General features: G+C 64.3%; 29 protein-coding genes. 20 read left to right on the forward strand and 9 right to left on the reverse strand.

Annotated features, from left to right (window positions below; genetic code table 11):
- Nucleotides 1-75 precede the first annotated feature (75 nt).
- From JQ591_RS20040 to adhP, 3 genes are all read left to right on the forward strand, one after another.
- On the forward strand, nucleotides 76-465 hold the full coding sequence (locus tag JQ591_RS20040) for a DUF4189 domain-containing protein (RefSeq protein ID WP_211397727.1): 390 nt from the start codon (nucleotides 76-78) through the stop codon (nucleotides 463-465).
- Nucleotides 466-585: 120 nt separating this feature from the next.
- A complete protein-coding gene (locus tag JQ591_RS20045; RefSeq protein WP_211397728.1) occupies nucleotides 586-996 on the forward strand; it encodes a DUF2000 family protein in 411 nt (136 codons plus the stop codon).
- Nucleotides 997-1,139: 143 nt separating this feature from the next.
- Nucleotides 1,140-2,165 (forward strand): alcohol dehydrogenase AdhP, encoded by a 1,026-nt coding sequence (gene adhP / locus JQ591_RS20050; RefSeq protein ID WP_211397729.1) that lies wholly within the window; start codon nucleotides 1,140-1,142, stop codon nucleotides 2,163-2,165.
- A 4-nt stretch (nucleotides 2,166-2,169) separates the two neighbouring features.
- Here adhP and JQ591_RS20055 read toward each other — a convergent pair whose 3' ends face one another.
- The 3 genes from JQ591_RS20055 to JQ591_RS20065 are packed head-to-tail and all read right to left on the reverse strand — an operon-like array spanning nucleotide 2,170 to nucleotide 3,392.
- Nucleotides 2,170-2,583, reverse strand: coding sequence for a GFA family protein (locus tag JQ591_RS20055; protein WP_211397730.1), 414 nt, complete (start codon nucleotides 2,581-2,583; stop codon nucleotides 2,170-2,172).
- Between the two features lie 12 nt (nucleotides 2,584-2,595).
- The gene (locus tag JQ591_RS20060) at nucleotides 2,596-3,060 is read right to left on the reverse strand and encodes an SRPBCC family protein (protein WP_211397731.1); all 465 of its coding nucleotides are present in this window, start codon (nucleotides 3,058-3,060) and stop codon (nucleotides 2,596-2,598) included.
- A complete protein-coding gene (locus JQ591_RS20065; RefSeq protein WP_211397732.1) occupies nucleotides 3,057-3,392 on the reverse strand; it encodes an ArsR/SmtB family transcription factor in 336 nt (111 codons plus the stop codon). Before JQ591_RS20065 ends, JQ591_RS20060 begins: the two co-directional genes overlap by 4 nt.
- Nucleotides 3,393-3,501: 109 nt before the next feature.
- On the opposite strand from JQ591_RS20065, the gene JQ591_RS20070 reads away from it, so the two are divergent.
- The 6 genes from JQ591_RS20070 (at nucleotide 3,502) to JQ591_RS20095 (ending at nucleotide 9,543) form a co-directional block, all read left to right on the forward strand.
- Entirely contained in the window at nucleotides 3,502-4,197 is a 696-nt protein-coding gene (locus JQ591_RS20070) for a TetR/AcrR family transcriptional regulator (protein WP_211397733.1), read from the forward strand.
- The gene (locus JQ591_RS20075) at nucleotides 4,194-4,982 is read left to right on the forward strand and encodes an HlyD family secretion protein (RefSeq protein ID WP_211397734.1); all 789 of its coding nucleotides are present in this window, start codon (nucleotides 4,194-4,196) and stop codon (nucleotides 4,980-4,982) included. The genes JQ591_RS20070 and JQ591_RS20075 overlap by 4 nt, the downstream gene beginning before the upstream one ends.
- Nucleotides 4,979-5,911 carry an ABC transporter ATP-binding protein gene (locus tag JQ591_RS20080; protein ID WP_211397735.1) on the forward strand — a complete coding sequence of 311 codons (933 nt, stop codon included), beginning with the start codon at nucleotides 4,979-4,981 and terminating at the stop codon, nucleotides 5,909-5,911. The genes JQ591_RS20075 and JQ591_RS20080 overlap by 4 nt, the downstream gene beginning before the upstream one ends.
- Nucleotides 5,908-7,071 carry an ABC transporter permease gene (locus JQ591_RS20085; protein ID WP_211397736.1) on the forward strand — a complete coding sequence of 388 codons (1,164 nt, stop codon included), beginning with the start codon at nucleotides 5,908-5,910 and terminating at the stop codon, nucleotides 7,069-7,071. Before JQ591_RS20080 ends, JQ591_RS20085 begins: the two co-directional genes overlap by 4 nt.
- A 29-nt stretch (nucleotides 7,072-7,100) precedes the next feature.
- Nucleotides 7,101-8,408 (forward strand): adenylate/guanylate cyclase domain-containing protein, encoded by a 1,308-nt coding sequence (locus tag JQ591_RS20090; protein ID WP_211397737.1) that lies wholly within the window; start codon nucleotides 7,101-7,103, stop codon nucleotides 8,406-8,408.
- A 220-nt stretch (nucleotides 8,409-8,628) separates the two neighbouring features.
- Entirely contained in the window at nucleotides 8,629-9,543 is a 915-nt protein-coding gene (locus JQ591_RS20095; protein ID WP_211397738.1) for a PhzF family phenazine biosynthesis protein, read from the forward strand.
- Between the two features lie 207 nt (nucleotides 9,544-9,750).
- Here JQ591_RS20095 and JQ591_RS20100 read toward each other — a convergent pair whose 3' ends face one another.
- Both JQ591_RS20100 and JQ591_RS20105 read right to left on the reverse strand, forming a co-directional pair.
- Nucleotides 9,751-10,212 (reverse strand): DUF488 domain-containing protein, encoded by a 462-nt coding sequence (locus JQ591_RS20100; protein ID WP_211397739.1) that lies wholly within the window; start codon nucleotides 10,210-10,212, stop codon nucleotides 9,751-9,753.
- A 36-nt stretch (nucleotides 10,213-10,248) separates the two neighbouring features.
- Nucleotides 10,249-11,085, reverse strand: coding sequence for a DUF72 domain-containing protein (locus JQ591_RS20105; RefSeq protein ID WP_211397740.1), 837 nt, complete (start codon nucleotides 11,083-11,085; stop codon nucleotides 10,249-10,251).
- A 99-nt stretch (nucleotides 11,086-11,184) separates the two neighbouring features.
- Here JQ591_RS20105 and JQ591_RS20110 point away from each other — a divergent pair, with 99 nt between their 5' ends.
- The 4 genes from JQ591_RS20110 (at nucleotide 11,185) to JQ591_RS20125 (ending at nucleotide 14,784) form a co-directional block, all read left to right on the forward strand.
- Nucleotides 11,185-11,565: a hypothetical protein gene (locus tag JQ591_RS20110; protein ID WP_211397741.1), complete on the forward strand. Its 381-nt coding sequence runs from the start codon at nucleotides 11,185-11,187 to the stop codon at nucleotides 11,563-11,565.
- Between the two features lie 89 nt (nucleotides 11,566-11,654).
- On the forward strand, nucleotides 11,655-11,858 hold the full coding sequence (locus JQ591_RS20115) for a hypothetical protein (protein ID WP_211397742.1): 204 nt from the start codon (nucleotides 11,655-11,657) through the stop codon (nucleotides 11,856-11,858).
- Between the two features lie 258 nt (nucleotides 11,859-12,116).
- Nucleotides 12,117-13,250 (forward strand): glycosyltransferase family 2 protein, encoded by a 1,134-nt coding sequence (locus tag JQ591_RS20120; RefSeq protein WP_211397743.1) that lies wholly within the window; start codon nucleotides 12,117-12,119, stop codon nucleotides 13,248-13,250.
- A 31-nt stretch (nucleotides 13,251-13,281) separates the two neighbouring features.
- On the forward strand, nucleotides 13,282-14,784 hold the full coding sequence (locus tag JQ591_RS20125; RefSeq protein ID WP_211397744.1) for a glycosyltransferase family 39 protein: 1,503 nt from the start codon (nucleotides 13,282-13,284) through the stop codon (nucleotides 14,782-14,784).
- Between the two features lie 26 nt (nucleotides 14,785-14,810).
- Here the strand turns inward: JQ591_RS20125 and JQ591_RS20130 are convergent, their stop codons facing one another.
- Nucleotides 14,811-16,700, reverse strand: coding sequence for a CHASE2 domain-containing protein (locus tag JQ591_RS20130; RefSeq protein ID WP_211397745.1), 1,890 nt, complete (start codon nucleotides 16,698-16,700; stop codon nucleotides 14,811-14,813).
- A 76-nt stretch (nucleotides 16,701-16,776) separates the two neighbouring features.
- Nucleotides 16,777-17,301, reverse strand: coding sequence for a FecR domain-containing protein (locus JQ591_RS20135; RefSeq protein WP_211397746.1), 525 nt, complete (start codon nucleotides 17,299-17,301; stop codon nucleotides 16,777-16,779).
- 666 nt (nucleotides 17,302-17,967) lie between these two features.
- Between JQ591_RS20135 and JQ591_RS20140 the strand changes: the two genes are divergently transcribed.
- Nucleotides 17,968-19,041: a DUF2778 domain-containing protein gene (locus JQ591_RS20140; RefSeq protein WP_211397747.1), complete on the forward strand. Its 1,074-nt coding sequence runs from the start codon at nucleotides 17,968-17,970 to the stop codon at nucleotides 19,039-19,041.
- A gap of 64 nt (nucleotides 19,042-19,105) precedes the next feature.
- Here the strand turns inward: JQ591_RS20140 and JQ591_RS20145 are convergent, their stop codons facing one another.
- Nucleotides 19,106-19,930, reverse strand: a complete 825-nt coding sequence (locus JQ591_RS20145) for an SDR family NAD(P)-dependent oxidoreductase (RefSeq protein ID WP_211397748.1) — start codon at nucleotides 19,928-19,930, stop codon at nucleotides 19,106-19,108.
- Nucleotides 19,931-19,952: 22 nt separating this feature from the next.
- On the reverse strand, nucleotides 19,953-20,786 hold the full coding sequence (locus JQ591_RS20150) for a MurR/RpiR family transcriptional regulator (RefSeq protein ID WP_211397749.1): 834 nt from the start codon (nucleotides 20,784-20,786) through the stop codon (nucleotides 19,953-19,955).
- Between the two features lie 136 nt (nucleotides 20,787-20,922).
- Here JQ591_RS20150 and JQ591_RS20155 point away from each other — a divergent pair, with 136 nt between their 5' ends.
- The 6 genes from JQ591_RS20155 to JQ591_RS20180 all read left to right on the forward strand — a co-directional run bounded on the left by JQ591_RS20155 (nucleotide 20,923) and on the right by JQ591_RS20180 (nucleotide 26,387).
- On the forward strand, nucleotides 20,923-22,215 hold the full coding sequence (locus JQ591_RS20155) for an ABC transporter substrate-binding protein (protein WP_249137321.1): 1,293 nt from the start codon (nucleotides 20,923-20,925) through the stop codon (nucleotides 22,213-22,215).
- Nucleotides 22,216-22,319: 104 nt separating this feature from the next.
- On the forward strand, nucleotides 22,320-23,240 hold the full coding sequence (locus tag JQ591_RS20160; protein ID WP_211397750.1) for a branched-chain amino acid ABC transporter permease: 921 nt from the start codon (nucleotides 22,320-22,322) through the stop codon (nucleotides 23,238-23,240).
- Between the two features lie 5 nt (nucleotides 23,241-23,245).
- A complete protein-coding gene (locus tag JQ591_RS20165; protein WP_211397751.1) occupies nucleotides 23,246-24,289 on the forward strand; it encodes a branched-chain amino acid ABC transporter permease in 1,044 nt (347 codons plus the stop codon).
- On the forward strand, nucleotides 24,286-25,029 hold the full coding sequence (locus JQ591_RS20170) for an ABC transporter ATP-binding protein (RefSeq protein ID WP_211397752.1): 744 nt from the start codon (nucleotides 24,286-24,288) through the stop codon (nucleotides 25,027-25,029). Before JQ591_RS20165 ends, JQ591_RS20170 begins: the two co-directional genes overlap by 4 nt.
- Nucleotides 25,026-25,727: an ABC transporter ATP-binding protein gene (locus JQ591_RS20175; protein WP_211397753.1), complete on the forward strand. Its 702-nt coding sequence runs from the start codon at nucleotides 25,026-25,028 to the stop codon at nucleotides 25,725-25,727. Before JQ591_RS20170 ends, JQ591_RS20175 begins: the two co-directional genes overlap by 4 nt.
- Nucleotides 25,728-26,387: an ATP-binding cassette domain-containing protein gene (locus JQ591_RS20180; protein WP_211397754.1), complete on the forward strand. Its 660-nt coding sequence runs from the start codon at nucleotides 25,728-25,730 to the stop codon at nucleotides 26,385-26,387.
- Nucleotides 26,388-26,407: the final 20 nt, after the last annotated feature.

The following is a 26,407-nucleotide window of genomic DNA, read 5'->3' on the forward strand; positions in this document are numbered from 1 at the left end:
AACCCCGCGTTCACCATCTGGAAACGACCGCCGCTTACAGTCTCCTCCACCTGCCTTGGGGGGAGGGGTTTTTCCATGGCTTCGAACGTCGTCGCGCGCCGTTGCGCGATGTTTTTCTTTGCGCTGTCCGTCTGCGTCGCGGGCGCCCGCCACATCACGGATGCGCACGCCGCCGGTGCCTTTGCGGTCGGCAAGTGCGGCGCCTATGGCCAGGCCTTTGATTATGGTGCCGAGCACGAGGCCCGTGCCGCGGCGCAGAAGCAGTGCAAGGGCGATTGCACGACCGTGACGATGAAGCGCGCCTGCGCCGCGATGTCGGTCGATCTTTCCAATCCCTGCGGCGCCTATGGCTATGCCGTCAAGCCGAAGATCTCGGCCTCGCTCAATGCCGCGACGCGCGAATGCTACAAATATGGCGGCAAGGAATGCGTCATCCGCGCCTGGGCCTGCGACGCCAAGGGTTGATTCCTGGCTCCGTCATTCCGGGGCGCGCGTAGCGCGAACCCGGAATCTCGTGCAACAATCTCCAGATTCCGGGTCTGCGCCTGACGGCGCATCCCGGAATGACAATTTGTGGAGACATGCATGCAATTCGACACCAAGATCGCCGTTGTGATCCGCACCGATCTTCAGCCCTGGCAGAAGCTCAACGTTGCCTCGTTCCTGACCAGCGGCATCGCGGCTGCGTTTCCAGACTGCATCGGCGAGCCCTATGAGGACGCGTCGGGCACGAAATATCACGCGCTGATCGGCCAGCCGATTTTGATCTACGGCGGCGACGGTTCCGCGCTGTCGCGCGCACTCGACCGCGCGTTGTCGCGCAATGTGGCTGCGGCGGTCTACACCGAGGACATGTTCAAGACCACGCACGATGCCGCCAATCGCGAGGCGGTGAGGGCGGTGGCGCGTGCCGATCTCAACCTCGTCGGTCTCGCGATGCGCGCCGAGCGCAAGGTGATCGACAAGATCGTCGACGGATTGAAGTTCCACAGCTGACGTGGCGCGCACTCGGTGCTGCGCCATCATCGCGTTTTCATGTTGCCGCCTGTCCTGCGCAAACTTTGTGCTGTTTGACTCCAATCAAGGGAGAGCCGCGCGGCCTCGCTAGTCTGTCTTCCGTAATGCATAGGAGCAGACCGATGCCGACCATGAAAGCCGCAATCGTCAGACAATTCGGCAAGCCGCTGGTGATCGAGGACGTGCCGGTGCCGCAGCCCGGTCCAGGCGAGGTTCTGGTCAAGGTGAAAGGCTGCGGCGTCTGCCACACCGATCTGCACGCAGCCTCCGGCGACTGGCCGGTGAAGCCGGTGCCGCCCTTCATCCCGGGCCATGAGGTGGCCGGCATTGTTGCCGCGCTCGGGCCCGGCGTAAGAAATCTGAAGGTCGGCGATGCCGTCGGCGTTGCCTGGCTGCATGATGCGTGCATGTCTTGCGAATATTGCGAGACCGGTTGGGAGACGTTGTGCGAGCACCAGCACAACACCGGTTACAGCGTGAACGGCGGTTTTGCCGAATATGTCATCGCCTCGGCGGCCTTCGCCGCAAAGCTGCCGGCGACGATCGATTTTGCAGGCATCGCGCCGATCCTGTGCGCGGGTGTGACCACCTACAAGGGCTTGAAGGAGACGGAGGCAAAGCCCGGCGAGTGGGTCGTGATCTCGGGCGTCGGCGGGCTCGGCCACGTCGCGATTCAATATGCCAAGGCGATGGGGCTCAAGGTCGTAGCCGTCGATATCGCCGAGGACAAGCTCGCGCTCGCGCGCGAGACCGGGGCCGATCTTGCGGTCAACGCGCTCGTGGCCGATGCCGTGGACAAGGTGCTGGCGGCCACCGGGGGCGGGGCGCACGGCGTGCTGGTGACGGCGGTCTCGACCGCCGCGTTTGCCCAGGCGCTGAAGATGGTGCGCCGGAAGGGCACCGTCAGTCTCGTCGGCCTGCCGCCGGGCGAATTTCCGACGCCGATCTTCGACGTCGTGCTCAAGCGCATCACCGTGCGCGGCTCCATCGTCGGCACAAGGCGCGACCTCGATGAAGCCATCGCCTTCGCCGCCGACGGCAAGGTCAAGGCCGAGGTGACCAAGGTGCCGCTTTCGCAAATCAACGACGTCTTCGACCGGATGAAGGCCGGCAAGATTGACGGCCGCATGGTGCTCGACTTTGGCTAGCGCCTCAGCCCGGCGGCATGCCCGCGAATTTTGGCAGGTCCGGATCGAGACGATCCCACTCATGCCCGCGCGCGGCGTAGGTCACGACTTGCGGCTTGTAGCGGCCGGGCTCGTCGAGGCTTGCGGCGCGGATGGTGAAGATGTCGGGCATCGCTGCGAAGGTGAGGTAGACGGGCAAGCCGCACTGCGTGCAGAAGCCGCGCGTCTTCACATTGCCGCTGTCGCCGACCATGTCCCAGTGCTTCGCTTCGCCCGTCACCGTGACGCCGGCGCGCGCGAAGGTCATGTAGGAGCCGTGGCCGCTGCCGCTTTCCCGCTGGCAGTCCCGGCACTGGCAGTGATTGCTGAACAGAGGCTCACCCAGAATCGAGTAGCGGATCGCGCCGCAGGCACAGCCGCCGGTAAAAGGCTTGGTCATCGCGATGCCTCCTTACTGGTCTTCGCCGGCGACGGCATCGAGCCGCTGCACCACCTTGACCCAGCCGTCGCTCATGTTGCGATAGGCGGTGTCGTTCTTCGGCATCACGAAGCCCGAATGCACCACACGCACGCGCGTCCCTGCTTCGACCGGCGTGAGGAACCACGTGACGACGGTGTCGAGCGCCGAGCCGTAGCCGGTATTGCCCTCGTCGCCGCCCTTCCAGGCGTAAGCGAACCGTCGGTTCGGTATGACCTCCAGAACGCGGCAATGGATCGTGCCATCCCAGGCGCCGGCCGGGTTGGTCTTGAACGTGAAAGTGTTGCCTTCGACGGCCTCGAAACCGGTCGGTGGCATCAGCCAGCGCGCAATGAGCTGGGCACTGGTCAGCGCCTTCCAGATCGTCGCGGTCGCATGAGGGAAGATCTCGTCAATAACGATGTCCTGGGTCCGAACGTTGGAAGCAACAGCACTCACGGATCGATCTCCTTCAAGAGGTCACGCAGGTTCTGGAAGCGCTCGCGCCAGAACAAACCGTAATGGTCCATCCAGGTGACCAGCGGTTCGAGGCCTTGCGGCGCGGCGCGGTAATAGACGTTGCGCCCCTCGGCACGTTCGGCGACGAGGCCGGCCTGCTTGAGGGACTTCAGGTGTTGCGAGATCGCGCCCTGCGTCACGCCGCTTCCGCGCGTGAGCTCGGCGACGCTGATCTCCTTGCTCTCGAAGACGCGCTCGAACACCGCGCGCCGGGTTGGATCGGCGAGGGCGCGCATCACGGTGGTGACGGGATTTGGGGTGGCTTCGATCATGGGAATTGAATTAGCAGATGCTAATGAATTAGTCAAGACTAATTTGTTACCGGGCAGTGTTCTGCAGCACTCACTTGACTATGACTGACCAGTCAGTCATCATCTAGAAATGACAAGGAAGCCAACCAAAGCCGCCACGCTGTCCCCAGATCGCACCAACGCGAAGGCCTCTGCACGCGCGAGCAACGATGCGGCGCCGGCGTCGAGCCGTGCGACGCGCGCGGCGGAACGGCGTGCGGCGATCGTGGATGCCGCGATGGAGGAGTTCATCGCGCGCGGCTTTGCCGCGACGCGGCTCGACGACATTGCCAAGCGCGCCGGTGTCGCCAAGGGCACGATCTATCTGCACTTCAAGGACAAGGAATCGATGTTCGAGGAGCTGGTGCGCACCGTGATCGTGCCCGTGGTGGCGAAGCTGAATGCGCTGCCGCCGCCGACCGGCTCGGTGCGCGACCTCGTCGAGGCTTTTGCCGGCAACTTTCTGAAAGAGGTCATCGGCACCAGGCGTGGCGATCTCGTGCGCCTGATCGTTGCGGAGGGCCCGCGCTTTCCCTCCGTCGCCGACTTCTATTACCGCGAGGTGGTCTCGCGCGGGATGGCCGGCATGCGGGCGCTGATCGAGCTCGGCATTGCCCGCGGCGAGATCCGCGAGAAGGATCTCGCGCAGTACCCGCAGATCCTGGTCGCGCCCGCGATGATCGCGGTGATCTGGCAGAGCCTGTTTGCGCGGCATGCGCCGCTCGACGCGCAGGACATGTTGCGTGTCCATCTCGATTTGATTTTTGGCGAACGGAGGACGACATGAGGTCGTCGCAGGTAATTTTCGGGGCTGCACTGATCGTCGCGCTCGCAACCGGGCTTGCGGGATGCAAGGACAAGCGTGATCCCGGCTTCCAGGGCTGGGTCGAGGCCGACATGATCTTCGTCAGCCCGGACGAGGCGGGCCGCGTGACGAAGCTGAACTTCCGCGAGGGCGACGAGGTCAAGGTCGGCGATCACCTCTATTCCGTCGACGACGATCTCCAGCTTGCCGATCTCAACCAGAACAAGGCGACGCTGGCGAATGCGCAGCAAACCTATGATCGCGCGGCTTCGCTGAGCAAGACCGGCTCGGGTACGCAGGCCAATCTCGATTCCGCGGTGTCCTCCTTGCGCGTCGCCGAGGCACGGGTGGCGACCTCGGAGACGCGGATGGCGCGGCGCAAAGGCTTTGCGCCGGTCGCCGGTACCATCCAGCAGATCTATTTTCGCGAGGGCGAGATGGTGGCGGCGCAGCGGCCCGTGCTCTCGATCATGCCGCCCGGCAATATGAAGCTACGCTTCTTCGTGCCGGAGACCGAACTGCCGAAGCTTGCGATCGGCGATACGGTGCGGATCGCGTGCGACAATTGCGCCGCCGATCTCACCGCAAAGATCTATTTCATCGCAACTTCGGCCGAATACACCCCGCCTGTCATCTACAGCCTCGAAGAGCGCAACAAGCTCGTCTATCTGATCCAGGCGCGGCCCTCGCGCCCCGATGCGTTGCGTGTCGGACAACCGATCGACGTCCATCTCAATCCAAAAACCCCCGTGGCGGACAAGCGATGAGCGGCGGCAATGGCATTGCCATCGACGTCAAGGGCCTGACCAAGTCGTTCGGCGGCCGCGAGGTCGTGCACGATTTGTCGATGCAGGTGAAGCGGGGCTCGATCTACGGCTTCCTCGGCCCGAACGGATCGGGCAAGACGACGACCATCCGCATCCTCTGCGGCCTGCTCACGCCCGACAGTGGCGAGGGCACCTGCCTCGGCTTCGACATCAGGCGCGATGCGGAAAAGATCAAGCGCCAGGTCGGCTACATGACCCAGCGCTTCAGCCTCTATCAGGATCTCTCTGTCCGCGAAAACCTCGAATTCGTCGCGCGGCTGTACGGCCTTCGCGATGCACGCGGCGCCGCGCGCGACATGATCAAGCGGCTGGGGCTCTCGGGTCGCGAGGAGCAGCTCGCGGGCGAGCTCTCCGGCGGCTGGAAGCAGCGGCTGGCGCTGGGTGCCTGCACATTGCCAAGTCCGAAACTGCTGCTGCTGGACGAGCCGACCGCCGGCGTCGACCCGAAGGCGCGGCGCGATTTCTGGAACGAGATTCATGCACTCGCGGCCGACGGTCTCACCGTGCTGGTCTCGACGCACTACATGGACGAGGCCGAGCGCTGTCACGAGATCGCCTATATCGCCTATGGCCATCTGCTCGTGCACGGCACCGTGGAGGAGGTGATCGCGAAATCCGCGCTGACGACCTACACAGTGACAGGCGAGGACCTGAACGAGCTCACGCCTGCGCTCACCGGCAAGCCCGGAATCGACATGGTGGCGCCGTTCGGCACGTCGCTGCACGTCTCCGGCCGCGACGTCGCCGCGCTCGAAACCAGCATCGCGCCATGGCGCGAGAAAAGCGGGCTGCGCTGGCACAAATCATCGCCGTCACTGGAAGACGTGTTCATCGAATTGATGAGCCGTTCCAAGGACAATTTCCAATGAGCGACGTCGATCAACCGGCTCCCGCACGCGAAATCCGCGAGCGCTTCGGCTTCCTGCGGCGCTCCTATGCGATGCTGATCAAGGAGTTCATCCAGCTCAAGCGCGATCGCGTGTCGTTTGCGATGATCGTGATGCTGCCGGTGATGCAGCTCCTCTTGTTCGGCTATGCCATCAACACCACGCCGCACAATCTGCCGAGCGCGGTGCTGCTCCAGGAGGACTCCGATCTCGCCCGCTCGATCCTGAAGGCGCTGGAGAACACCGCCTATTTCCGCTTTCTCTACGAAGTGCACGACGTCGAGGATTTCGACAATCTCCTGAAATCCGGCAAGGTTCTGTTCGGCGTCGAGATCCCGCGCGGCTTCGAGCGGGCGGTGCGGCGCGGCGACAGACCGGCGCTGCTGGTCGCTGCCGACGCGACCGATCCGGTCGCAGCGAGCGCGGCGATCGGCTCGCTCGGCATGGTCGTGCAGACCGCGCTCAAGCACGATCTCTATATCGGCAATCCCCCGGAGATGCCGTTCGAGATCCGGGCGCATGCGCGCTACAATCCGGCCGCCGTTTCCAGCCTCAACATCGTCCCGGGTCTCGTCGGCACCATCCTCACCATGACCATGCTGATCTTCACCGCGCTCTCGGTCACGCGCGAGGTCGAGCGCGGCACGATGGAGAGCCTGCTGTCGATGCCGATCAGGCCGGTCGAGGTGATGTTCGGCAAGATCATCCCTTACGTGCTGGTCGGCTTCGTGCAGGCGTTCCTCATCATCGGCATCGGGGTCGGCCTGTTCGGCGTGCCGGTGCTCGGCAATCTGTTCCTGCTGGCGCTGCTCTCGACGCTGTTCATCACGACCAATCTCGCGATCGGGTACACGATCTCGACTCTGGTGCAGAACCAGCTCCAGGCGATGCAGATGTCGATGATGTTCTTCCTGCCGAGCATCTTGCTGTCCGGCTTCATGTTCCCGTTTGCCGGGATGCCGGCCTGGGCGCAATATGTCGGCGAGTGCCTGCCGCTGACGCACTATTTGCGCATCGTTCGCGCCATCATGCTGAAGGGCGCGACCATGCAGAATTTGCATTTCGACGCGTTGGCGCTGGCGGTCCTGATGCTGCTCGCCATGACCATCGCCGTGACGCGCTTCCGCCGAACGCTGGATTGAGGCACAATGCCCCGGAATCGAGGGGTGGAATGGCCAGGTTTGCGAGCAGGAAGACGCGGCAGCACGCCGCGCTGTCGGAGGATTTCGAGCGCGAGCTGACGCGGGAGGTGCTGCGCACCGAGCTGTTGCGGGTGCGGACGCTGATCCTGACGGGCTGCGTCTTGACCGTGTTTCTCACCGCCATCTATCTGGTCGATCCGGCCGTCGTGAACCGGGTCTGGCGCGGGACGGAAGGGCTGGTCGAGGTCTACGGTCTGCTGGTCGGCTTCATCCTGTTCGAGGCCTGGGTTCACATCCAGATCAGAAAGAACCTCCGGCGCAATCGCGACCTGCCGGTGATCAGGCGCTACATCGGTGCGCTGATCGAGACGTCGCTGCCGACGCTGATCCTGATCCTGCAAATCCGGACCATGGGCGCGAGCCAGGCGATCGGCTTTGCGGTGCCGCTGATGTACTTCATCTTCATCATTCTCTCGACACTGCGGCTCGATTTCCGACTTTCGACCTTCACCGGCTTTGTCGCCGCAGTTGAGCTGCTCGCCGTGGCCCTGATTTACGATCCGGCCAGCGGCGTCGGCGAGCCGCAGACCTATTTCCATGCGGTGCGCAGCACCATCATCCTGGTTTGCGGCGTGCTCGCGGGCGCGGTCGGTGCGCAACTCCGGCGCCAATTTGCTGCGAGCATTGCCGCGGCCACCGCGCGCGACCGGGTGACGAACCTGTTCGGCCAGCACGTTTCCCCTCAGGTGGTGGAGCGGCTGATGGCGGCCGGAACCAGCGCGGGTGGCGACCTCCGCCGCGTTGCCGTGATGTTCGTCGATTTCCGCGGCTTCACGGCTGGCGCGCAGACGCGCACTCCGCAAGAGGTGGTCGATCGGCTCGACGGCGCCTTCGCCGTGCTCGTCGATATCCTCGATCGTCAGGGCGGCATCGTGAACAAGTTTTTGGGCGATGGTTTCCTCGCCCTGTTCGGCGCGCCGCTGGAGGCCTCCGATGCTGCGCACCGCGCGGTTGCCGCCGGCCGCGAGATGCTGACCGCGATGGAGCGCATCAACGCCCAGACGAGCTGGCCGCTCAGAATCGGCATCGGCATCCATTTCGGCGAGGTCGTCGCCGGCAATATCGGCTCGCCTCGGCGCAAGGAATACACCGTCATCGGTGACACCGTGAACTTCGCCTCGCGGCTGGAAGCCCTGAACAAGGAGTTCGGCTCGCAGCTCCTGATCTCGGCGGCCGTTCGCGAGGTGCTGGGCGAGGACGGCAGCGATGCCGTTGCGCTCGGCGAGGTCGAGGTGCGCGGCTATGAGCAGAAGGTGCCGGTGTTTCAACTGGGGTAACCGGTCTTCAAGCGCGAGCCGCGCTTCGGTGAAGGCGCGTGATGAACTATCTCTCCCAGCTTTCGGGTGTTGCATTGTGGAAGCCGCTTCTCGGCTCCAACGCTTCATCGCGATTGCTCCGATTGCACCGAATATTGGGGCATGACGAGCGATGTCGTCGGCTTGTAGACTGCCGGCGACGCGGCCGGTTGCGGCCGCGACTTGCATGAGGAAGCGAAAGATGCAGCGCCGCTACATCACCGTCGACGTGTTCACCGACCGTGCGTTCGGCGGCAACCAGCTCGCCGTGGTGCTGGATGCCGGCGGGCTGTCCACGCAGCAAATGCAGTCGATCGCGACCGAGTTCAACTATTCCGAGACGACCTTCGTGCTGCCGCCGCGCGACAAGGCCAACGATGCCGAGGTGCGCATCTTCACGCCGGTCAGGGAGCTTCCCTTCGCTGGCCATCCCAATGTCGGAACCGCCTTCGTGCTGGCGACGATCGCGAAGGAGCCGAAGCCGCGCCTGCGGTTCGAGGAAAAGGCAGGGTTGGTGCCGGTCGATATTTTGCGAGAGCAGGGCCGGGTGGTCAGCACCGAACTCACCGCGCCGCAGCCTTTGGCGCGCTTGTCGCAATTGTCTGCCGCTGATGCCGCGAGCTGCATCTCGCTCAGTGCAGACGACATCAAGTTCGACCGTCACGCGCCGCAGGTCGTCAGCGTTGGAACGCCGTTTCTGGTGATTGAGGTGCACTCGCGCGATGCTCTCAAACGGGCGAGGGCCGACGCGGCGGCCTTCGGCGAGGTATTTCCGTGCGACGGCGCGTTCTCGGCGTGGTTCTATACGCGCGACGTGCCCGCGGCGGAGGCGCCTTGCGAGCGGCAGGCGCGGATGTTCATGCGCGGCGCCGGCGGCCTCGCAGAGGATCCCGCCACCGGGAGTGCGACGGTCGCCGCGGCTGCGCTGTTCGCCGATCTCGATCCCACGCGCGATGGCGAATTGAAGCTCACGGTCGGGCAAGGTTTTGATATGGGTCGGCCGAGCCTCTTGCTGACGCGCGTGCGCAAGCAGGATGGCAAGATCGTCTCAGCCCATGTCGGCGGCAGCTGTGTGCAGATGATGGAAGGGACGTTCCGGCTCGCGGGGGAGGGCTGAGCTCCCTCATCCGTTGTTCCGGGTAGATCCGTCATCCTGAGGTGCGAGTTTCGCGGTGCAGAGCACCGCGGAGCGAGCCTCGAAGGATGTACGGCCGAGGTGCAACCTCAGGTACGCCGTCGTCCTTCGAGGGCCGCTGAAGAAGCGGCCACCTCAGGATGACGGCTACGGTTAAAGCCGTCGTTTCGGCCTCCCGCGCGAAGAGGGCTACACCTGCCGCCCCGCCAAATTCCTCACCGTCACGCCATCCCGATCCTCGATGATCTCCGCGATCATCTGGCGGTGGCAATGGGTGTGGTCGCGCTCGTAGCAGAGCAGGCAGACGGGACCGGCTTTCTTCACCAGTGCCGAGAGTTCGTCCATCTCTTCCCTGGCCTGCGGCGTCTTCAGGTGCTTTGCGTAGATCTTCTCCAGCACGTCGTATTGCCCGCTGCGGGCGGCGAGGCGGCCTTCCTTGGGCGTGCCGAGCGCGGCGAGGTGGACATAGGCGATGCCGCGTTCATCGAGTCCCGCGGACAACTGCTTCTTGGAAAAGCCCGGCCGACGCGACGAGGTCACCGCGCGCACGTCGACCAGTAGCTTGACGCCCGCCTGCTCCAACTCGTCGAGCACGGCCTTGGGCGGCGTCTGCTCATAGCCGATGGTGAAGAGCTTTTTTGCCTTTGCCATGAGACACCTTCAGCGGGACACCTTCAGCGGGACACCTCAGCTCATCCGTGCGATCAGTTCCATGGCGCCGGCCGGCGCGCGCACCTTGCCCTCGTGGATGACATAGGCGAACACGTCGCGCGGCTCCTTCTTCGGCTTGGCCTTGTCGACCTTCGGCAGGTCATCGGGTTCACTTCCCTCGGCCCAGTCCTGAAAGCGCTTGGCCCAGGCATCGAGCTGCTTCGGCGGATAGCATGTCTTGATCTCGTCGTTGCCTTTCTGAAGCCGGGCATAGACGAAATCGCCGGCGACGTCGGCGATCGCCGGATATTTGCCGTGCTCGGCGAACACGACGGGCGTCTCGAATTCGCGGATCAGCGCGACGAAGTCCGGCGCGCAGAAACTGTCGTGACGGACCTCGACGACATGGCGCAGCGCGCGGCCCTCGAGCTTGCGCGGCAACAGCTCCAGGAACTTGCCGAAATCGGCGCCGTCGAATTTTTTGGTCGGCGCGAACTGCCACAGCACCGGCCCAAGATGATCGCCGAGTTCCAGCACACCGGAATCATAAAACCGTTTGATGGAGTCTCCGGCCTCGGCGAGCACGCGGCGGTTGGTGGCGAAGCGCGGTCCCTTCAATGAAAACACAAACCCCTCCGGCACTTCGCCTGCCCATTTGCGAAAGCTCTCCGGTTTCTGCGAGCCGTAATAGGTGCCGTTGATCTCGATCGAGGTCAGCTTCGAGGCGGCGTAGGACAGCTCCTTCGCCTGCGTGAGTTTCTCCGGATAGAACACGCCGCGCCAGGGCTCGAAGGTCCAGCCGCCGATGCCGATGAAGATGTTGCCGGATTTTTTAGACGCGGTTTTTGCTTTGGCCACGGGAGGATCTCGCATCGACGGGGAGGGACCTCATCCTAGTCAAACCAGATGTGATTGGCCAGTTGGCCGGTCCCGTCTAAGCTCGCGACAGGACCCGCGAAAAAGGAGAACAAGATGCGGATACTGATGGTGGCAGCGGCGCTCGTCATGGTGACATCTGCTGCCATGACGTCTGGTGTTATGGCCGACGATGACGATGCCAAGGGCGCGCAGAAGCTCGCCATGCAGGGCCGCGACGATTACTGGCATTGCCTGGCGCGGGAATATTCGCGTGATAGCAATCAGGGTAAGTCGGAGCAGGATTTCGGCCGCTCGGTCGCCGGCGCCTGTCCGTCGGAGCGGCAATATTACCGTGTGGCGCTGCTCGACTTTCTCACCACGCAGTATCCCACCATCGAGGGCGATGCCCATCTCGCCACCGCGAACAGGGCCGTGGAAGCGGCGCAGAAGGACATCGTGACCGCCTTCGTCAAGCACAGGCCGCCGCAGAAATAGCCCATTGACCGTTGGTGTCCCGCGAGCCCTTCCGGCTGTGCGCCCATCCATGGTATCACTGGGCGCATCTGGAACAGGGATGGGTTTCCATGTCGTCTGAGTCGGTCGGGGGCATTTTGGGCGCGATTGTCGCGGCGATCGTACTTGCAGTCGCCGTCGTCTTCGGGCCGATCGGCCAGTACGGCAAGCCGCCCAAGCCTGCGAAAGTCGAGCCGGCCGCGGCTGCGGCGCCGGCGGCCCCTGCCGCGCCCGTGCCGCGAGGCCCGGTGATCAAGGAAGTCCCGAACCAATAAGGGTCTGAAAAGGCCTCTTTCGCCCCTTGCAAAGCGGCTTTGTCGTACCTATTTGGTTTCTAACGGCGACGTTGAGCGAAAAACTCCGGCGCTGGAACGACCTTGGAATAGCTCAGGCTGCGCCGGATGTACGCGCGGCCCGCCGTTCCGGGGTCGTTAGCATTTTTGGGCCCCTTTTGGGCCGCTCCCCCAGAGAAACCCCGGCTTGCTAGCGCAAGTTCTTGGCAGCACAGGACGCGGCGGATATACGCTGCCGTCATGAATGAAGCGATCAGACCGGGCTCCGACACCCCACAGGCGGCTTCTCCGTCGCCGGAATTGTCGGTCGTCGTCCCGACCTTCAACGAGCGCGACAATGTCACGGTGCTGTACCGGCGGCTGGAGGCAACGCTGGCCGGCATCGCCTGGGAAGTCGTGTTCGTCGACGATAATTCGCCGGATGGCACCTGGGACGTCGTGCGCGCGCTGGCCCAGCGCGACAGCCGCGTGCGCTGTGTCCGCCGCATCGGCCGCCGCGGCCTGTCGGGGGCCTGCATCGAGGGCATCCTGGCCTCCAGCGCGCCCTATGCGGCCGTGATCGACGCCGACCTCCAGCACGACGAGACGCAGCTGCCGAGGATGCTGTCGCTGCTCGCGAGCGGGCAGGCCGAGCTCGTGGTCGGCAGCCGCTACATCGAGGGCTACAAGAGCGAAGGCTTCAACAAGCAGCGCGCCGGCGCCAGTGCACTGGCGACCGAGGTCGCAAGGAAGATGCTGCGGGTCGAGATCGCCGATCCCATGAGCGGCTTCTTCATGGTTCGCCGCGACCGTTTCGAGCAGCTCGCGCCGAAACTTTCCGTGCACGGCTTCAAGATACTGCTCGACCTCGTCGCGAGTGCACACGGCAGCTTGCGCGCCATCGAAATTCCCTACACCTTCGGTGAGCGCCAGCATGGCGAAAGCAAGCTCGATTCCATGGTCGCGCTGGATTTTCTTGGCCTGGTGCTGGCGAAGTTCACCAACGATGCTGTCTCGCTACGCTTCCTGCTGTTCGCGATGGTCGGCGGCATCGGCCTCGTGGTGCATCTCACCACCCTGTTCATATCGCTCGAGCTGTTCAAGGAGCCGTTCGCGGAAGCGCAGGCCTCCGGCGCCATCATCGCGATGACCAGCAATTTCATCCTCAACAACTTCCTCACCTATCGCGACCAGCGGCTGAAGGGCTTTGCGCTGCTGCGCGGCCTGATCGCGTTCTACATCGTGTGCAGCGTCGGCCTGCTCGCCAATGTCGGCGTCGCCTTCTCGGTCTACGACCAGGAGCCGATCTGGTGGCTTGCGGGTGCGGCCGGAGCGCTGATGGGCGTGGTGTGGAACTACGCGATGTCCGGACTGTTCGTCTGGCGCAAGAAATAGCGCGCCAAGGAAACAGCCAAGGAAACAGGTAATGGGCGGGGCTGACGCGCGGATCGTCCGCAATACGGCGCTGGTGATCGTTGCGTTGGTCGGCTTGCGGCTCGTCGCAGCCGCCTTCACGCCGATCACCTTCGACGAAGCCTATTACTGGATGTGGTCGAAGAACCTCGCCGGGGGGTATTACGACCACCCGCCGATGGTTGCCTACGTCATCCGCGCCGGCACCCTGATCGCCGGCGACACCGAGCTCGGCGTCCGCCTGGTCTCGATCCTGCTCGCGCTGCCGATGAGCTACGCGATCTATCGCTCCGCCGCGATCCTGTTCGGCGGCGCGCGGGTGGCGGCGACCAGCGCCATCCTGCTCAACGTGACGCTGCTGGCCTCGGTCGGCACGCTGATCGTCACGCCCGACGCGCCGCTGCTGGTTGCCTCCAGCTTCGTGCTGTTCTTTCTCGCAAAGGTGCTGGAGAGCGGCCGCGGCGTCTGGTGGCTCGCGGTCGGCGCAGCCGTCGGCGCGGCGCTACTGTCGAAATACACCGCGATGTTCTTCGGGCTGGCGATCCTGATCTGGCTCGTGGCCGTGCCAAAACTGCGGCACTGGTTTCTCTCGCCCTGGCCGTATCTCGGCGGCTTAGTCGCCCTGGCGTTGTTCTCGCCGGTGATCCTCTGGAATGCCGATCATCAATGGGTCTCGTTCGCAAAGCAGCTCGGGCGCGCCAGGATCGAGGATTTCCGTCCGGTCTTCATTGCCGAGCTGATCCCGACCCAGATCGCGTTCGCAACCCCGCTGGTGTTCATCCTCGGTGCGATGGGACTGCACGCGTTGACCTGGCACCGGGCCGGCGCGCTGGCCTCGCGTGTGCTGATCGAGACGTTGTTCTGGACCATCGTCGCCTATTTCGTCTGGCATTCGCTGCATGCCCGCGTCGAGGCCAACTGGTTCGCGCCGGTCTATCCGCCTTTCGTCATCGCGGCGGCTGCCGCCGCCAATCTCGTGCAGTGGAAGCCGCGCCAGCGCCGCCTGGTGGATTTCTGCCTGCGCTGGGCCGCACCCACCGGCATCGTGATGTTTGCCGCGCTGATCGTGCAGGCCAATACCGGCTGGCTGTCCGGCTATCGCCGCGATGCGACCGTGCGCAGCGTCGGCGTCGGCTGGCATGAGCTTGCCGCGGAGATCGAAGCCGTGCGCGCCCGCAATGGTGCGACCTGCGTGCTTGCGCCGGATTACGGCACCACGGGCTGGCTCGCCTTCTATCTGCCGCGCGGCACCTGTGTGGCGCAGCAGAACCAGCGCATCCGCTGGGTCAACATGCCCGAGCCCGATCCAAAGCTGCTTGTGGGCAAGCTGATCTATGTCGACGAGCTGCGCAGCGACGGCCATCCCGCCGTCCACGACCTCTTTGCGAAGGTGACGCAGGTCGCGCAATTGCAGCGCAAGCGCGGCCCGCTCGTGGTCGAGACCTACGGCATCGATCTGCTCGAAGGCGCCAAGGGCGGCGTGCTGGATCGCTCGCCGCCGCCGGAAGCGCGCTAGCTCTTCGTCGGGACGGCGGCCAAGGTTCAGTCGATCATCTCGGCCTTGGTCGCGGTCTGGTTCGGCCTGTCCTGGTCGCGCCAGAACCAGACGGTCACGACGCCGGAGCGGCCGCGGACCTGCGTGAGCAGGGGGCCCGACAGAACGCCGTCGGGGGCGCCCTGGAAGTCGGCCGTATCCAACAGCGTATCGCTGAGCGCGAGCCGCGCGCCGTTCTGGACTGCGACCTCCATCAATCGGCTCGCGACGTTGACCGTGTCGCCCGTCGCCGTGATGTGCTGATGGCTTTCGCCGAGGCGGGAGGCGACGATCGGACCGAAATGCGCGCCGATCTTGAAGCCGAGCTGATCCCTGATCGCAGGCGGCAACGACGCGATCCAGCGTTCGACGCCGCGGTGCAGGTCGATCGCGCATTTCATCGCGCGTGCGGCGTCGTCGGGCATCGCGCCGGGCAGGCCGAACAGGATCATGGCGCCGTCGCCGAGAAAGCCGCTGATCATTCCGCCGCAATCGACCGCGGCCTTGTCGATCAGCGCGTGAAACGCCTTCAGAATGTCCTGTAGTTCGCCCGGATCGATCTGCTCGCTCAGCGCCGTGAAGCCGGAAAGATCGATGAAGACCACGGCTGCATCCTGCCGGACGGGTTTCGACAGGAAATTCGGATCGCGCGCCAGCCAGTCCTGCACGGCGGGCGCCTGGAATTGCGCGAGCGACCGGCTCTTGGCCGCGAAATATTGCGTGCGGCGGCCTCCCGCCCACAACTGCACGCCGGCAAAGACCACAACCGGCGGCACTGCTGCTGCGAGCGTGGTCGCGGCGTTCAGCCAGACGCCGTGCGTGAACGCGAACAGATTGAACCCGGCCCAGGCGATCATCACCGTGGCCGCCGCCACGATGCCGAGCGCGCTGCGCCGCCAGGCGAGCAGGCCCACCAGCAGCATCGGTAACAGGATCGCGATGAGCGCGTCGGCGATGTGGACCTTGCGGTCGCGCACGATGCTGTCGCCGGCGACGAGATGGGTGATTGCGGTGGAGACCACTTCGACGCCGGGCATCAGGGAATCGAACGGCGTCGGATAAAAGTCGCCGCCGCCGGCGACCGAGGCGCCGATCACGACGATGCGGTTCTCGATCGCGGCGCGTTTGAGCGTGCCGTCGAAGATGCTCTGCGCGCTGACGGTGCGGATGGTCCGGCGCGGGCCGTAATAGGTGATCGGCAGCGCGAAGTTGGTATCGGTGGGCACCGCGCGGTCGCCCAGCATCAGATGGTCCGGCGCGATCGTCAGCGACTTGTCGAGCGCGCGCGCCGCGACCCGCAACGGGAATGACAGCTCGACCTTGTCGCTCGTCCGGAACAGCATCGGCACCGAGAGCGGCGAGCCCGATTGTCCCGTCGCAACGTTGACGACGCCGACCTCGGCATGATCGGCGAACGCCGGCAAGGGCAGCAGGAATCGTTCTGCCTGCGGCAGGGCGGCGAGGGGGCCTTGGCCGCTGGTCTCCACGGTCTCGCTGGCGGACGGGAAGATCGCCGCAGCGGCAAGGACCATGGGACCCGTAGCCAGCGTATTTGCCAGCGTAGCGTCGCCGATCGCAGCGCTGCGTTCGACCAGCAGCAGGTCGATCGCGACGACCTTCGGCTTGAACTGCACGATGGTGTCGACCACGCGGGCGAGATCGGCGCGCGGCAGCGGATAGCTGCCGCCGCGCTTCACGACGGTGTCGTCGATCGCGACGATGGTGACGAGATCGGGCGGAACCTGCACGCCGCGGACCTGCGTCCGCCAATCCGTCAGCGTCGCCTCGAGGCGATCGAGAAAGCGCAGATGACCGTTGGCGTGGCCGGCATAGATGCCCGCGCCCCACAGTGCGGTGAGGACGAGTGCCACCAGGATCTGAACGCGTCGGCTACTCATGTGGTCGTGTTGCAATCTTCTCTATCGTCCAAAAGGTTTTGACCAAGCCTCGTTGCCCAGCCTTATTGACCAAGCCCTATTGTCCAAGTCTTGCCATCAGCGCGTCGACGCGCGGCTGGCCCCATGTCTTGACGGTCAACGGACCGGTCGCTTCCACGTCAACGCCTTCGCCGGGGCCTAAAACGACGCCGCGTCCACGGCTCCTGCGGCTCACGCCGACACGGCCGACGGCGACGAAGACGGAGGTTTTGGCCTCCGCGACATCGACCGCCCATTTCGTGCCGCGCACCGCGGCGATCGCCTGCGGCGTCAGCACCTTGAAGGGATTGCCGCCGGGCTTCTTGGGCACCTCGACCAGCAGCGCTTTGCTGCTCAACTCCACGGAGTCTATATGTCCGTCGCGGTTGGCGTCCTTAAGTTCAAATCTGGCACCGCTTTCCGCAACGATGGTGATGCCGTTGTCGCAGCGCCATGTCTGTGTGCCTGCGGCCGATGGTGACGCCGTGCAGCCGGCATTGGCAGCAGGCTGCGCATTCGCAGACCCGATCAACAGAAACGACCATGCCAGGGCGAAAAACCCAGCGCGTGCGATCCCTCTCATGCCAGCCTCCGTTTGCGTGCTCGGCACAATTCAAGGCGATGTTGATACGGTACCGTATCACACGCAGAGGCTGCTGAATAGTGCCGACATCGCAGTTATTTTCTCGGCACGGTCATTTCCAGACCGGCGCGATCAACTTTCGGTCAGGGTCTTCACCCTCTCGCCGTTCTTGTCACCATTCTTGCGCAGAGAGGCGAAGCACATCGCGTCGCGCGCGGGCCGACGAAGGCGACCGTTCGCCAGCCTCGCGCAATGCTCTGCCGCTATGGTCAGCGGCATTGAGACCACGAAAATGACTTGGTTGGATGCGCTTAGAGATGCGGCCGGAGACGTTCGCCGACCGCACTGATCCGGCCGAGAATTATAGTTAACAGACGCGCTTAAGTCCGTAGTTCTGCGGGCTTTTTTCTCGAAATGGGACGGCGTTAACGGGTTGCCTCACATCCGCCAGAACTTAATCCGCATTTAACTAAAAGTGGCCTTAATGACGCTCCGACCCTCTGCGAGATGCTGTTCCCGGATCGTGACCAGCGGCGCTTCGAAGGGAGATTGAGTGACACCGTTCTGGACGCAAGGCGAATGAGTACGAGTATCGCTGCGCAAGGTATCGCGGCACGGAAGTCCAAGAATCCTAGTCAGAATTCTTATCGGAAGCCTTCCCGGAAAATGACCACCCAAAACGTGCTTGGCGCCGCTGTGATCGGCTGCGTCGTGCTTGGCGCCGGCTGGACCATCTACAGCAACATCTTCGCCGCCAGCGTCTATCCGACGGTCGGCAGCAGCGGCTACGACGAGCCCGTGATCAAGCGCGCGCCCCGGGTCGCGCTGCGCGAGGCCGGTGAGGCCGTCAAGGAAGCCTTTGCGCTCTTACCCGACCGGTTGCAGGTGGCAGCGCCGATCTCGCGCGAGATGTTCAACGATCGCTTTGCCGCGGCTGCGACCCAAGGCGTGACGTCGAATGCGGCGAGCGCCACGCCCGCAACCAAGGTCGCCGAAGCCAAGGACGCGCCGAAGCCGAGCGTGATGGCAAGGGTCGCGGAAGTCCTGAAGCCGGGTCCCGCCAAGATCGCTGACGCTGCGAAGTCCAAGCGCGGCGCCGACGCGCCGGTGCAGCTTGCCTCGGCAGATCCGGCCGAGATCGTGCCGGCGCCTGAGGCGAAGCCAAAATCGTTCGCCGATCGCGCCAAGGCCGCGGTGATGTCGGTCACCGGGCCGCGGCAGTCGATGGTGGAAAAGCTCTGGGGCAAGCGCGAGCCGTCCGGCGGGCTGCTCGCCTATGCCTCGGCCGATGCCAGCGTGACCGCGTCCATCGCGCCGAAGGAGCAGAATCCCATGCTCGGCGGTTCGGCGCCCTATGACCGCTCCACCGCGGTTTACGACATCAGCGCGAAGACGGTGTATCTGCCTGACGGCACCAAGCTTGAGGCACATTCCGGCCTCGGCTCCAATCTCGATGATCCCCGCTCCTCGCGCATCCGCATGCGTGGCGTGACGCCGCCGCACATCTACGACCTGAAGCCGCGCGAAGCGCTGTTCCACGGCGTTCCGGCGCTGCGCCTGACCCCGATCGGGGGCGAGAGCGCGATCTACGGCCGGGACGGCCTGCTCGCGCACACCTTCATGCTCGGACCGAATGGCGACTCCAACGGCTGCGTGTCGTTCAAGGACTACTACGCGTTCCTCGACGCCTACCGCAACAAGGGCATCCGCAGGCTCGCGGTGCTGGCGCGGGTGGAGTAGGCCCAGTCAGTCTCGAGTGAAAAGAAGGGCCGCCCGCAGCGGCCCTTTCTTTTTGCGCGTCGTTTCAGCCCGGCCAGCACTGTCCGCCGCCGTCGATCCTCAGCACCTGGCCCGAGACGAAGGCGCCCATCGGGCCTGCGAAGAACTCGACGACGCGTGCGACCTCGTCGACGGTCGCGATGCGGTCGAGCGTGCCGGTCTCGACCATCCGGTCCCGGTCCACCGCGCGGGTGCCGAGGAAACGGCCGGTACGGGTATCCCCGGGCGCGATGCAATTGACGGCGATGTCGTAGGGGCGGAGCTGGTCGGCCAGGCATCGCGTGTAGTGGGTCACGCCGGCCTTCGACACCGCATAGATCGCACCGTTGGTGCGCCCTTTGAACGCGGCGACCGAGCCAAGCGTGACGATGCGGCCGCGTCGGCGCTCCATCATGCCGCGCGCGACCGCCTGGCATGTCAGGATGGTGCTGAGCAGATTGCGCTCCAGCACCGCGCGTACATCGGCCTCCTTGATGTTCACCGCATCGTTCGGATCGGGCTTGCCGCCGCCGGCCGCGATATCGCCGCCGGCATTGTGCACGAGAACGTCGATCGGGCCGAATGCCGCTTCGGTCTCCGCGATGACGCGAGCGATGTCCTCGCCCTTGGTGAGATCGCCGAGCACGCGCTGGCTGCGAACGCCGAATTCCCGGCCGATCTCGGCGGCGACCGCGGTGAGGGTGGTGCCCTCGCCATACTCGGCCGGCCCGTTCTCGCGCATGCCGTGGATGGCGACGTCAGCGCCGAGCGCGGCAAGCTTCTCTGCAAAAGCGCGGCCGAGCCCGCGCCCCGCGCCGGTCACCAGCGCAACTTTGCCTGCCAGAATCCTGATGGTGTCATGCGATGTCATGATCTTGTTCCTGTTGTGAATGTCAGTCTGCTGCGAGATCGAGGCCGATTGCCATCGCCTGCACGAGGCACATCGGTGCGACGAGCGTGCGCAGCGCAGGCTCAGGCATGTCCTGGATCTCGAACACCACGCTCGCGCCCTCGACGATCGGGCTCAAGAGGCTGTCGGTGATGGAGATCGTGGGCACGCCCCGCGCGACGAGTTCGGGAAACAGCCGCGCCGTATCCGGATAGTAATTTCGGAAGCTGATCGCGACCAGCGCGTCCTCCGTGGTCGCGGCATGCGACTGCTCGTGGATGCTGCCGCCGGTGCCGTCGAGCAGGACGACACGACGCCCGAGCTTGCGCAGCACGTAGGCCAAATGGATCGCAACCGGAAACGAGCCGCCGAGGCCGAGCAAATAGATGTCGCGCGCCTTGGCGAGGATCGCGGTTGCGGCGTCGAGCTCGCGCGCATGCACGGACTGGCTCAGCGTGACCAGCGCCGATTGGGCTTCCGAGACGAACCGCGACAACACCGCGGCCGGCTGGCGGCCGAGCACTGACTTCTCCTCGCTCTTCATGCGGGCGAGGCGCGCCTTGTAGCTTGGTGCGACGCCGGCGACGAGGCGGGAGCGGAACACCTGCTGCATCTCAGTGAAGCCGCCGAACCCGAGCGCATGCGCGAAGCGAACGATCGCAGACGGCGGCACCCCTGAGCGCTGCGCGACCTCCGCCACTGTGCCGAGCGCGACATCGGTCGGGTGATCGAGCACGAACTCAGCGATCTGCTGCAGTCGGCCGGACAGAGCCCGGTGCCGCTGCGCAATCGCGCCGCGCAGCTCGTCGTAACTCATGGCGCCAGCCGGCTTGTTCATCGAGTCGGGTCTCCAGATCGGCCGCCTGTTTAACGGCATTTCGTCGTTTGGATCAAATATTCTACTTTACATAACAAATGGAATGAATATTCTAATCTCACAAAAAAGCAAAAGACTTCGAAAACGGGAGGAAACGATGAGAGCGCGTCAGATCTCACGGCGAAGCGTTCTGAAGGGCAGCTTGATGGCCAGCGTCATCGGCGGCACCGGCAGCTTCTTTGGGCCATGGCGGGAGAACCATGCCTGGGCGCAAGGCGCGAAACCGATCAAGCTTGGCCTGACCTGCGATGCCAGCGGTCAATACGGCAACAGCGGCCAGGATGATTTCCGCGGCATCAAGATGGCCATCGATGAAATCAACGCCAAAGGTGGCGTGCTCGGGCGTCAGGTCATTTTCATCACCGCGGACACCGAGACGACACCAGCCACCGGCAGCCGCGTCGCCGAACGTTTCATCACCCGCGAGGACTGCACCATCCTGATCGGCGCGCTGCATTCCGGCGTCGCCAATGCCATCACGCAGGTCGCCAGCAAATACGGTGTGATCTACATGAACACCAATTCCTCCGCGCCGAGCGAAGCCGGGGAGAACTGCTCACGCGTGAAATTCGTCTGGGACGGCAACGGCACCAATTTTTCCAAGGCGTCGGTCAAGAACGCGGTGGACTCCATCGGCAAGAACTGGATGCTGCTGACCAACGATTATGTCTGGGGTCACACGACGTCTGCCGCGACCAGGACGCAGGTCGAGGGCGCCGGTGGCAAGATCATCGATAATCTGCTGGTACCGCAGAACACGCGCGACTTTACCGCCTATCTGCTGAAGATCCAGCAGGCCAAGCCCGACGTTGTGGCGACCGCGGTTGGCGGCGACGATATCAAGGCATTGCGCGAGCAAGTGGCGCAGCTCAAGCTCGACGGCAAGCCGGCCTGGATCAACAACCAGCAGGACTGGCCCGACGTGTGGGGCGCGCCCGACAGCCTGTTCGGCGTGTTCGGCACGACCTGGTATCACAAGCTGCCGCTGCCCGGGGTCGCCGAATTCGTCAAGAAGTGGCAGGCCGCCAACAAGGACGGCCCGATCCCAGTGCCGGGCAACGTCTCCTACAACGGCTACATGTCCACGCGCGAACTGCTCCGTGCGATCGAGCGGGCAGGGTCGACCAACAACGTCAAGATCATCAAGGAGCTCGAGAACCTGAAGGTCTCGGCGACCGACCGGATGCAGCATTTCGACGCCTACATGGATCCGATGACGCACCAGATGCAGCAGACGATCTATCTGGCGCGGCGCAACGCCAAGCCGGCCGACAACACCGATCTGTTCGAGATCATCAGCTGGACGGAGCCGAAATCCGCCGCCGACGACGCGGCACCCGGCAAGTGCAAGCTCACGCCCTACGAGCGGGTGCCGACCGTCGACTCCTAGAGACGGCGCGTCACATCGCGGACCGAGCGGCGCGCATCTTGCGCGCCGTGCGCCGGGACCATCGGTGTTCCGGGTGACACACGCCAGTTGCGAGAACCAAAACCTTGTTCGACCTTCTTCCGCATCTCCTCAACGGCCTGACGCTCGGCCTGTTGTTCGCGCTGATCGCGCTAGGCTTCATGCTCATCGTCGGGCTGATGGAGCAGATCAACCTCGCGCACGGCTCGCTGTTCGCGCTCGGGGCTTATGTTGCCATGCAGCTCACGGGGCCACGCCCGCCATTGCCGATGGAACTTGCGAAAGCGTGGCTCGCGCTGCCGCTTGGCTGGCGCTATGCCGCCACGTTGATCATCGCGCCCGTGATCGTAAGTCTGGTCGGCATGCTGATCGAGCTCTGCATGCGGCGCACTTACGGCAAGGATCCGCTCTACGGGCTGCTCCTGACCTTCGGCGCCGCGATGGTGATCGAGGAGATGATCCGCCTGGTCTGGGGCACGCGCGACTACGTGCTGCAGGTACCGTCCGCCATCAATGGCGGCTTCCTGTTCGGCGACCTGATCTGGTCGACTTATCGTTTCTACGCAGCGGGCATCGCGGCCGGGGTCATCGGCATGGTCTGGCTGTTGATCGAAAAGACCTCGTTCGGAGCGACGGTCAAGGCCGGCGCGCACGACAGCGAGATCGTTCGCGCACTCGGCATCAACCTGTCACGATTGCGGCTCCTGGTCTTCGTGTTCGGCACGATGCTGGCCGCGATCGCCGGCATCATCGTCGCGCCGATCTGGGGCATTCGCCCGCATATGGGTGTCGATGCCGTCATTCCTGCGTTCCTGGTGATCGTGCTTGGGGGCGTCGGCAGCTTTTGGGGTGCGGTCGTGGCGGGTCTTTTGGTCGGACTGTGTGTCGGCCTTGCCGGTGCCTACGCGTCCGAATGGTCGCTGTTGTCGATGTACATCCTGCTCGTCGCCGTCGTGACGTTCCGCGCGCGGGGCCTATGGGGCAAGAAGAGCGTGCTCGAGGCCTAAAGGGAATGATTGTGGAAACAAAATCTTCACCGGATGCCGCGCGCCTCGTGACGCCGACGATGCTGGTGCTCTGGCTCGTGCTTGCAACGGTGCCGCTCTGGATCACGCGGATCGGGCTCTATCCCTATCTCGGGATCGAAATCCTGATCTGGTCGCTCTACGCGCTCGCGTTCAACCTGGTGCTGGGCACCGCCGGACTTCCGTCGTTCGGTCATGGTGCCTATTTCGGCATCGGCGCCTACGCGTTCGGCCTCTGTCAGCTCGAAATCGTTGCAAATCTCTGGATATGTCTGATTGCCGCAGCCGCGGTCGCGGGCCTCGCCGGCGTGCTGGTGGCGCTGTTCATCTCGCACAGGCGCGGCATCTATTATGCCTTCATGACGATTGCGTTCGGCCAGATCTTCTGGACGCTGGCGATCAAATCGCACCGGATCACCGGCGGCGAAGACGGACTTCTCAAGATCAAACGGTTGCCGGCCGATTTCGGGCTTGTGTCGTTCGATCTCACCGACAATGTCGCGTTCTACTATTTCGTGCTCGCCGTCTTTGCGGTCGGCACCGCCGCATTGTGGCGACTGGTGAACTCGCCCTATGGCCGCGTGGTCGCTGCGATCAGGCAGAGCGAAGTTCGCGCAAGCCATCTCGGCTATAATGTGTGGCTCTACAAGGTAGCGGTCTTTGCGCTGTCGGCCGCCGTCTCGGGCTTTGCAGGCGGATTATTCGCTATGGCGCAGCTCGCCGCATTCCCTGACGTCATGAGCCTGCATCAATCCGGCTACGTCGTGATGATGACTCTCGTCGGGGGTGGGCTTGTCAGCTTCTGGGGCCCGGTGATCGGCGTGTTTCTCTTCCTCACCGCCCGAGACGTGATCGGCGCGCTGACCAATGCCTGGATGCTCTATTTTGGTCTGCTGTTCATCGCGATCGTGCTGTTTCGCCCCGAAGGCATTGCCGGCGCGATATCCGCTGCCGTGCAGCAGCACTCGCTCGGCGCCTTACGGCAGCGCAGTACGTCGGCGATGCGGCTGCTGTTCGGGAGCGGGCGATGAACATGATCGAGGCCGCAGCCGTTCATGTCCGCTTCGGCGATCGCGTCGTGCTGGAAAGCGTCGATCTCGCGGTCGCGGAGGGCGAGTTTCACGGTGTGATGGGTCCGAACGGCGCCGGCAAGACCACATTCTTCAATGTCCTCACCGGCCGGGTGAAACCGAACCGGGGCCGAGTCCTGCTCGCCGGCGAGGATGTCACGGGCCTCAGCCCGCACCGCATCGCCGCCAAGGGCATCGCTCGCTCGTTTCAGATCATGACACTGTTCGACGAATTCTCCGCGCGTGACAACGTCATGATGGGCTTGCCCGAGTTTCGCGCCCGCGGCCACGATATCGCGCGCGCAGCGGCGGGCGACGGCCGGTTTGCCGCGAAGTCTTCCGAAGCGCTGGCGGCAGTCGGGCTTGCAGACAAGGGCGACATCCGCGCCAAGGACCTATCCTATGGCGACCGGCGCGCGCTGGAGATCGCGGTCGCCCTGGCGCAGGCGCCCCGGGTGCTGTGCCTGGACGAGCCGACCTCCGGCCTCGGCTCCGATGGGGTGCAGCGGCTCGCAGCCCTGATTGCTCGCCTGAAGAGGCGGCTGACCATCGTCGCCATCGAGCACGATATGGAGTTCCTGTTCTCGTTGGCGGACCGGATCTCGGTAATCCATTGGGGCCAGGTGGTGGCGCGTGGAACGCCACACGAGCTGCAGCAGAACGAATGGGTGCGGCGCTCCAATCTCGGGAAGTTCGCATGATCCTCGAAGTGGACGCGGTCGATACATTCTACGGCGAAACCCAGGCGCTGTTCGGCGCTTCGCTCGCTATCGAGCAAGCCAAGGTGTTTGCGCTGCTCGGTCCCAACGGCGCCGGCAAGACAACCATGCTCCGCTCTATTCTCGGGCTGACGCGTCCGCGCCGCGGCACTGTTTGTTTCGACGGTCACGATGTCACGCGCAATCCGACTCACGAGATTGCGCGCGCCGGCATCGGCTGGGTGCCCGACGACCGCCGGCTGTGCCCGACATTGACCGTCGCGCGCAACCTGTCGATCGCGCAAAAGCGCACGCGCTTTCGCCACTGGAGCGTCAAGGAGGCGGCCGCGATCTTCTCGCCGCTCGAATATCTCATGGAGCGCGACTGCGAAAACCTGTCGGGTGGCGAAATGCAGATGGTGGCGATCGCCCGCGCGCTGGTCGGCTCGCCGGGACTGGTGCTGTTCGACGAGCCGAGCCAGGGACTGGCGCCGAAAATCGTCGGCGACGTGCTCGCGACTATCTTGCGCATGAAGGACGAGGGCATTGCCTCGCTGGTCGTGGAGCAGAACGCCGAGATCGCACTGTCGGTCGCAGATCATGCCGCGGTGATCGACCGCGGGCGGATCGTCTGGACCGGGGAGGCCGCGGCCTTGCGCGATGATCGCGGCCTTCGTCAGCGCTTGCTGGGAGTACAATAAGTGGCCGCACCGCTGCTCGTTCTCGACGACGTTCGGAAGGTCTATACGCGGGGCCGCGTGATCCGCCGCCCGACATTCACGCTACAGGCAAACCTGTCGCTGGACGAACCTGAAATCGTCGGTGTCGTCGGCCCGAATGGCGCCGGCAAGACGACCTTGTTCGAGATGATGACGGGCTCGAACTCACCGACCTCGGGGCGCGTGCTGGTCGCGGGTACCGATATCCATGGCGTCAAATATCGGGAGCGCGACCGGCTCGCGATCCACTATCACCAGTCGTATCAGGTCCGGCGCTTTCGCAAGCGCATTCCATCCGCCTTGCTGGCGCCGTCGCCGACCCGGACGCCGCTGGTTCACCTGTTCGACGAACCGCAGTTCAACCTGCAGGATGGCTATATCGGCTTCATGCTCGATTTCTTCCGCAAGCTGCGCGACGAGGACCGGCTGGTCATTCTCTGCATGCATCCGACAGCGGCCTGGCACCTCGACATCCTTGCCGAGATCGCCGGGCGATTCCTTTTTGTGGCCGGTGGCGGGGTGACGCGCATGGCCGATTTCGGTGCTCTCGTCGCCGAGCCGCGCTTCCGCTCCTATCTTGGGCCGGAGATGACAAAGGCGGCGGACGCGATTTGTCACCGGCCCATTCCTATCTCGACCTAAGGCAGAAAACGACTACAGGA

Source organism: Bradyrhizobium canariense, assembly GCF_018130465.1.
GTDB lineage: Bacteria > Pseudomonadota > Alphaproteobacteria > Rhizobiales > Xanthobacteraceae > Bradyrhizobium > Bradyrhizobium canariense_C.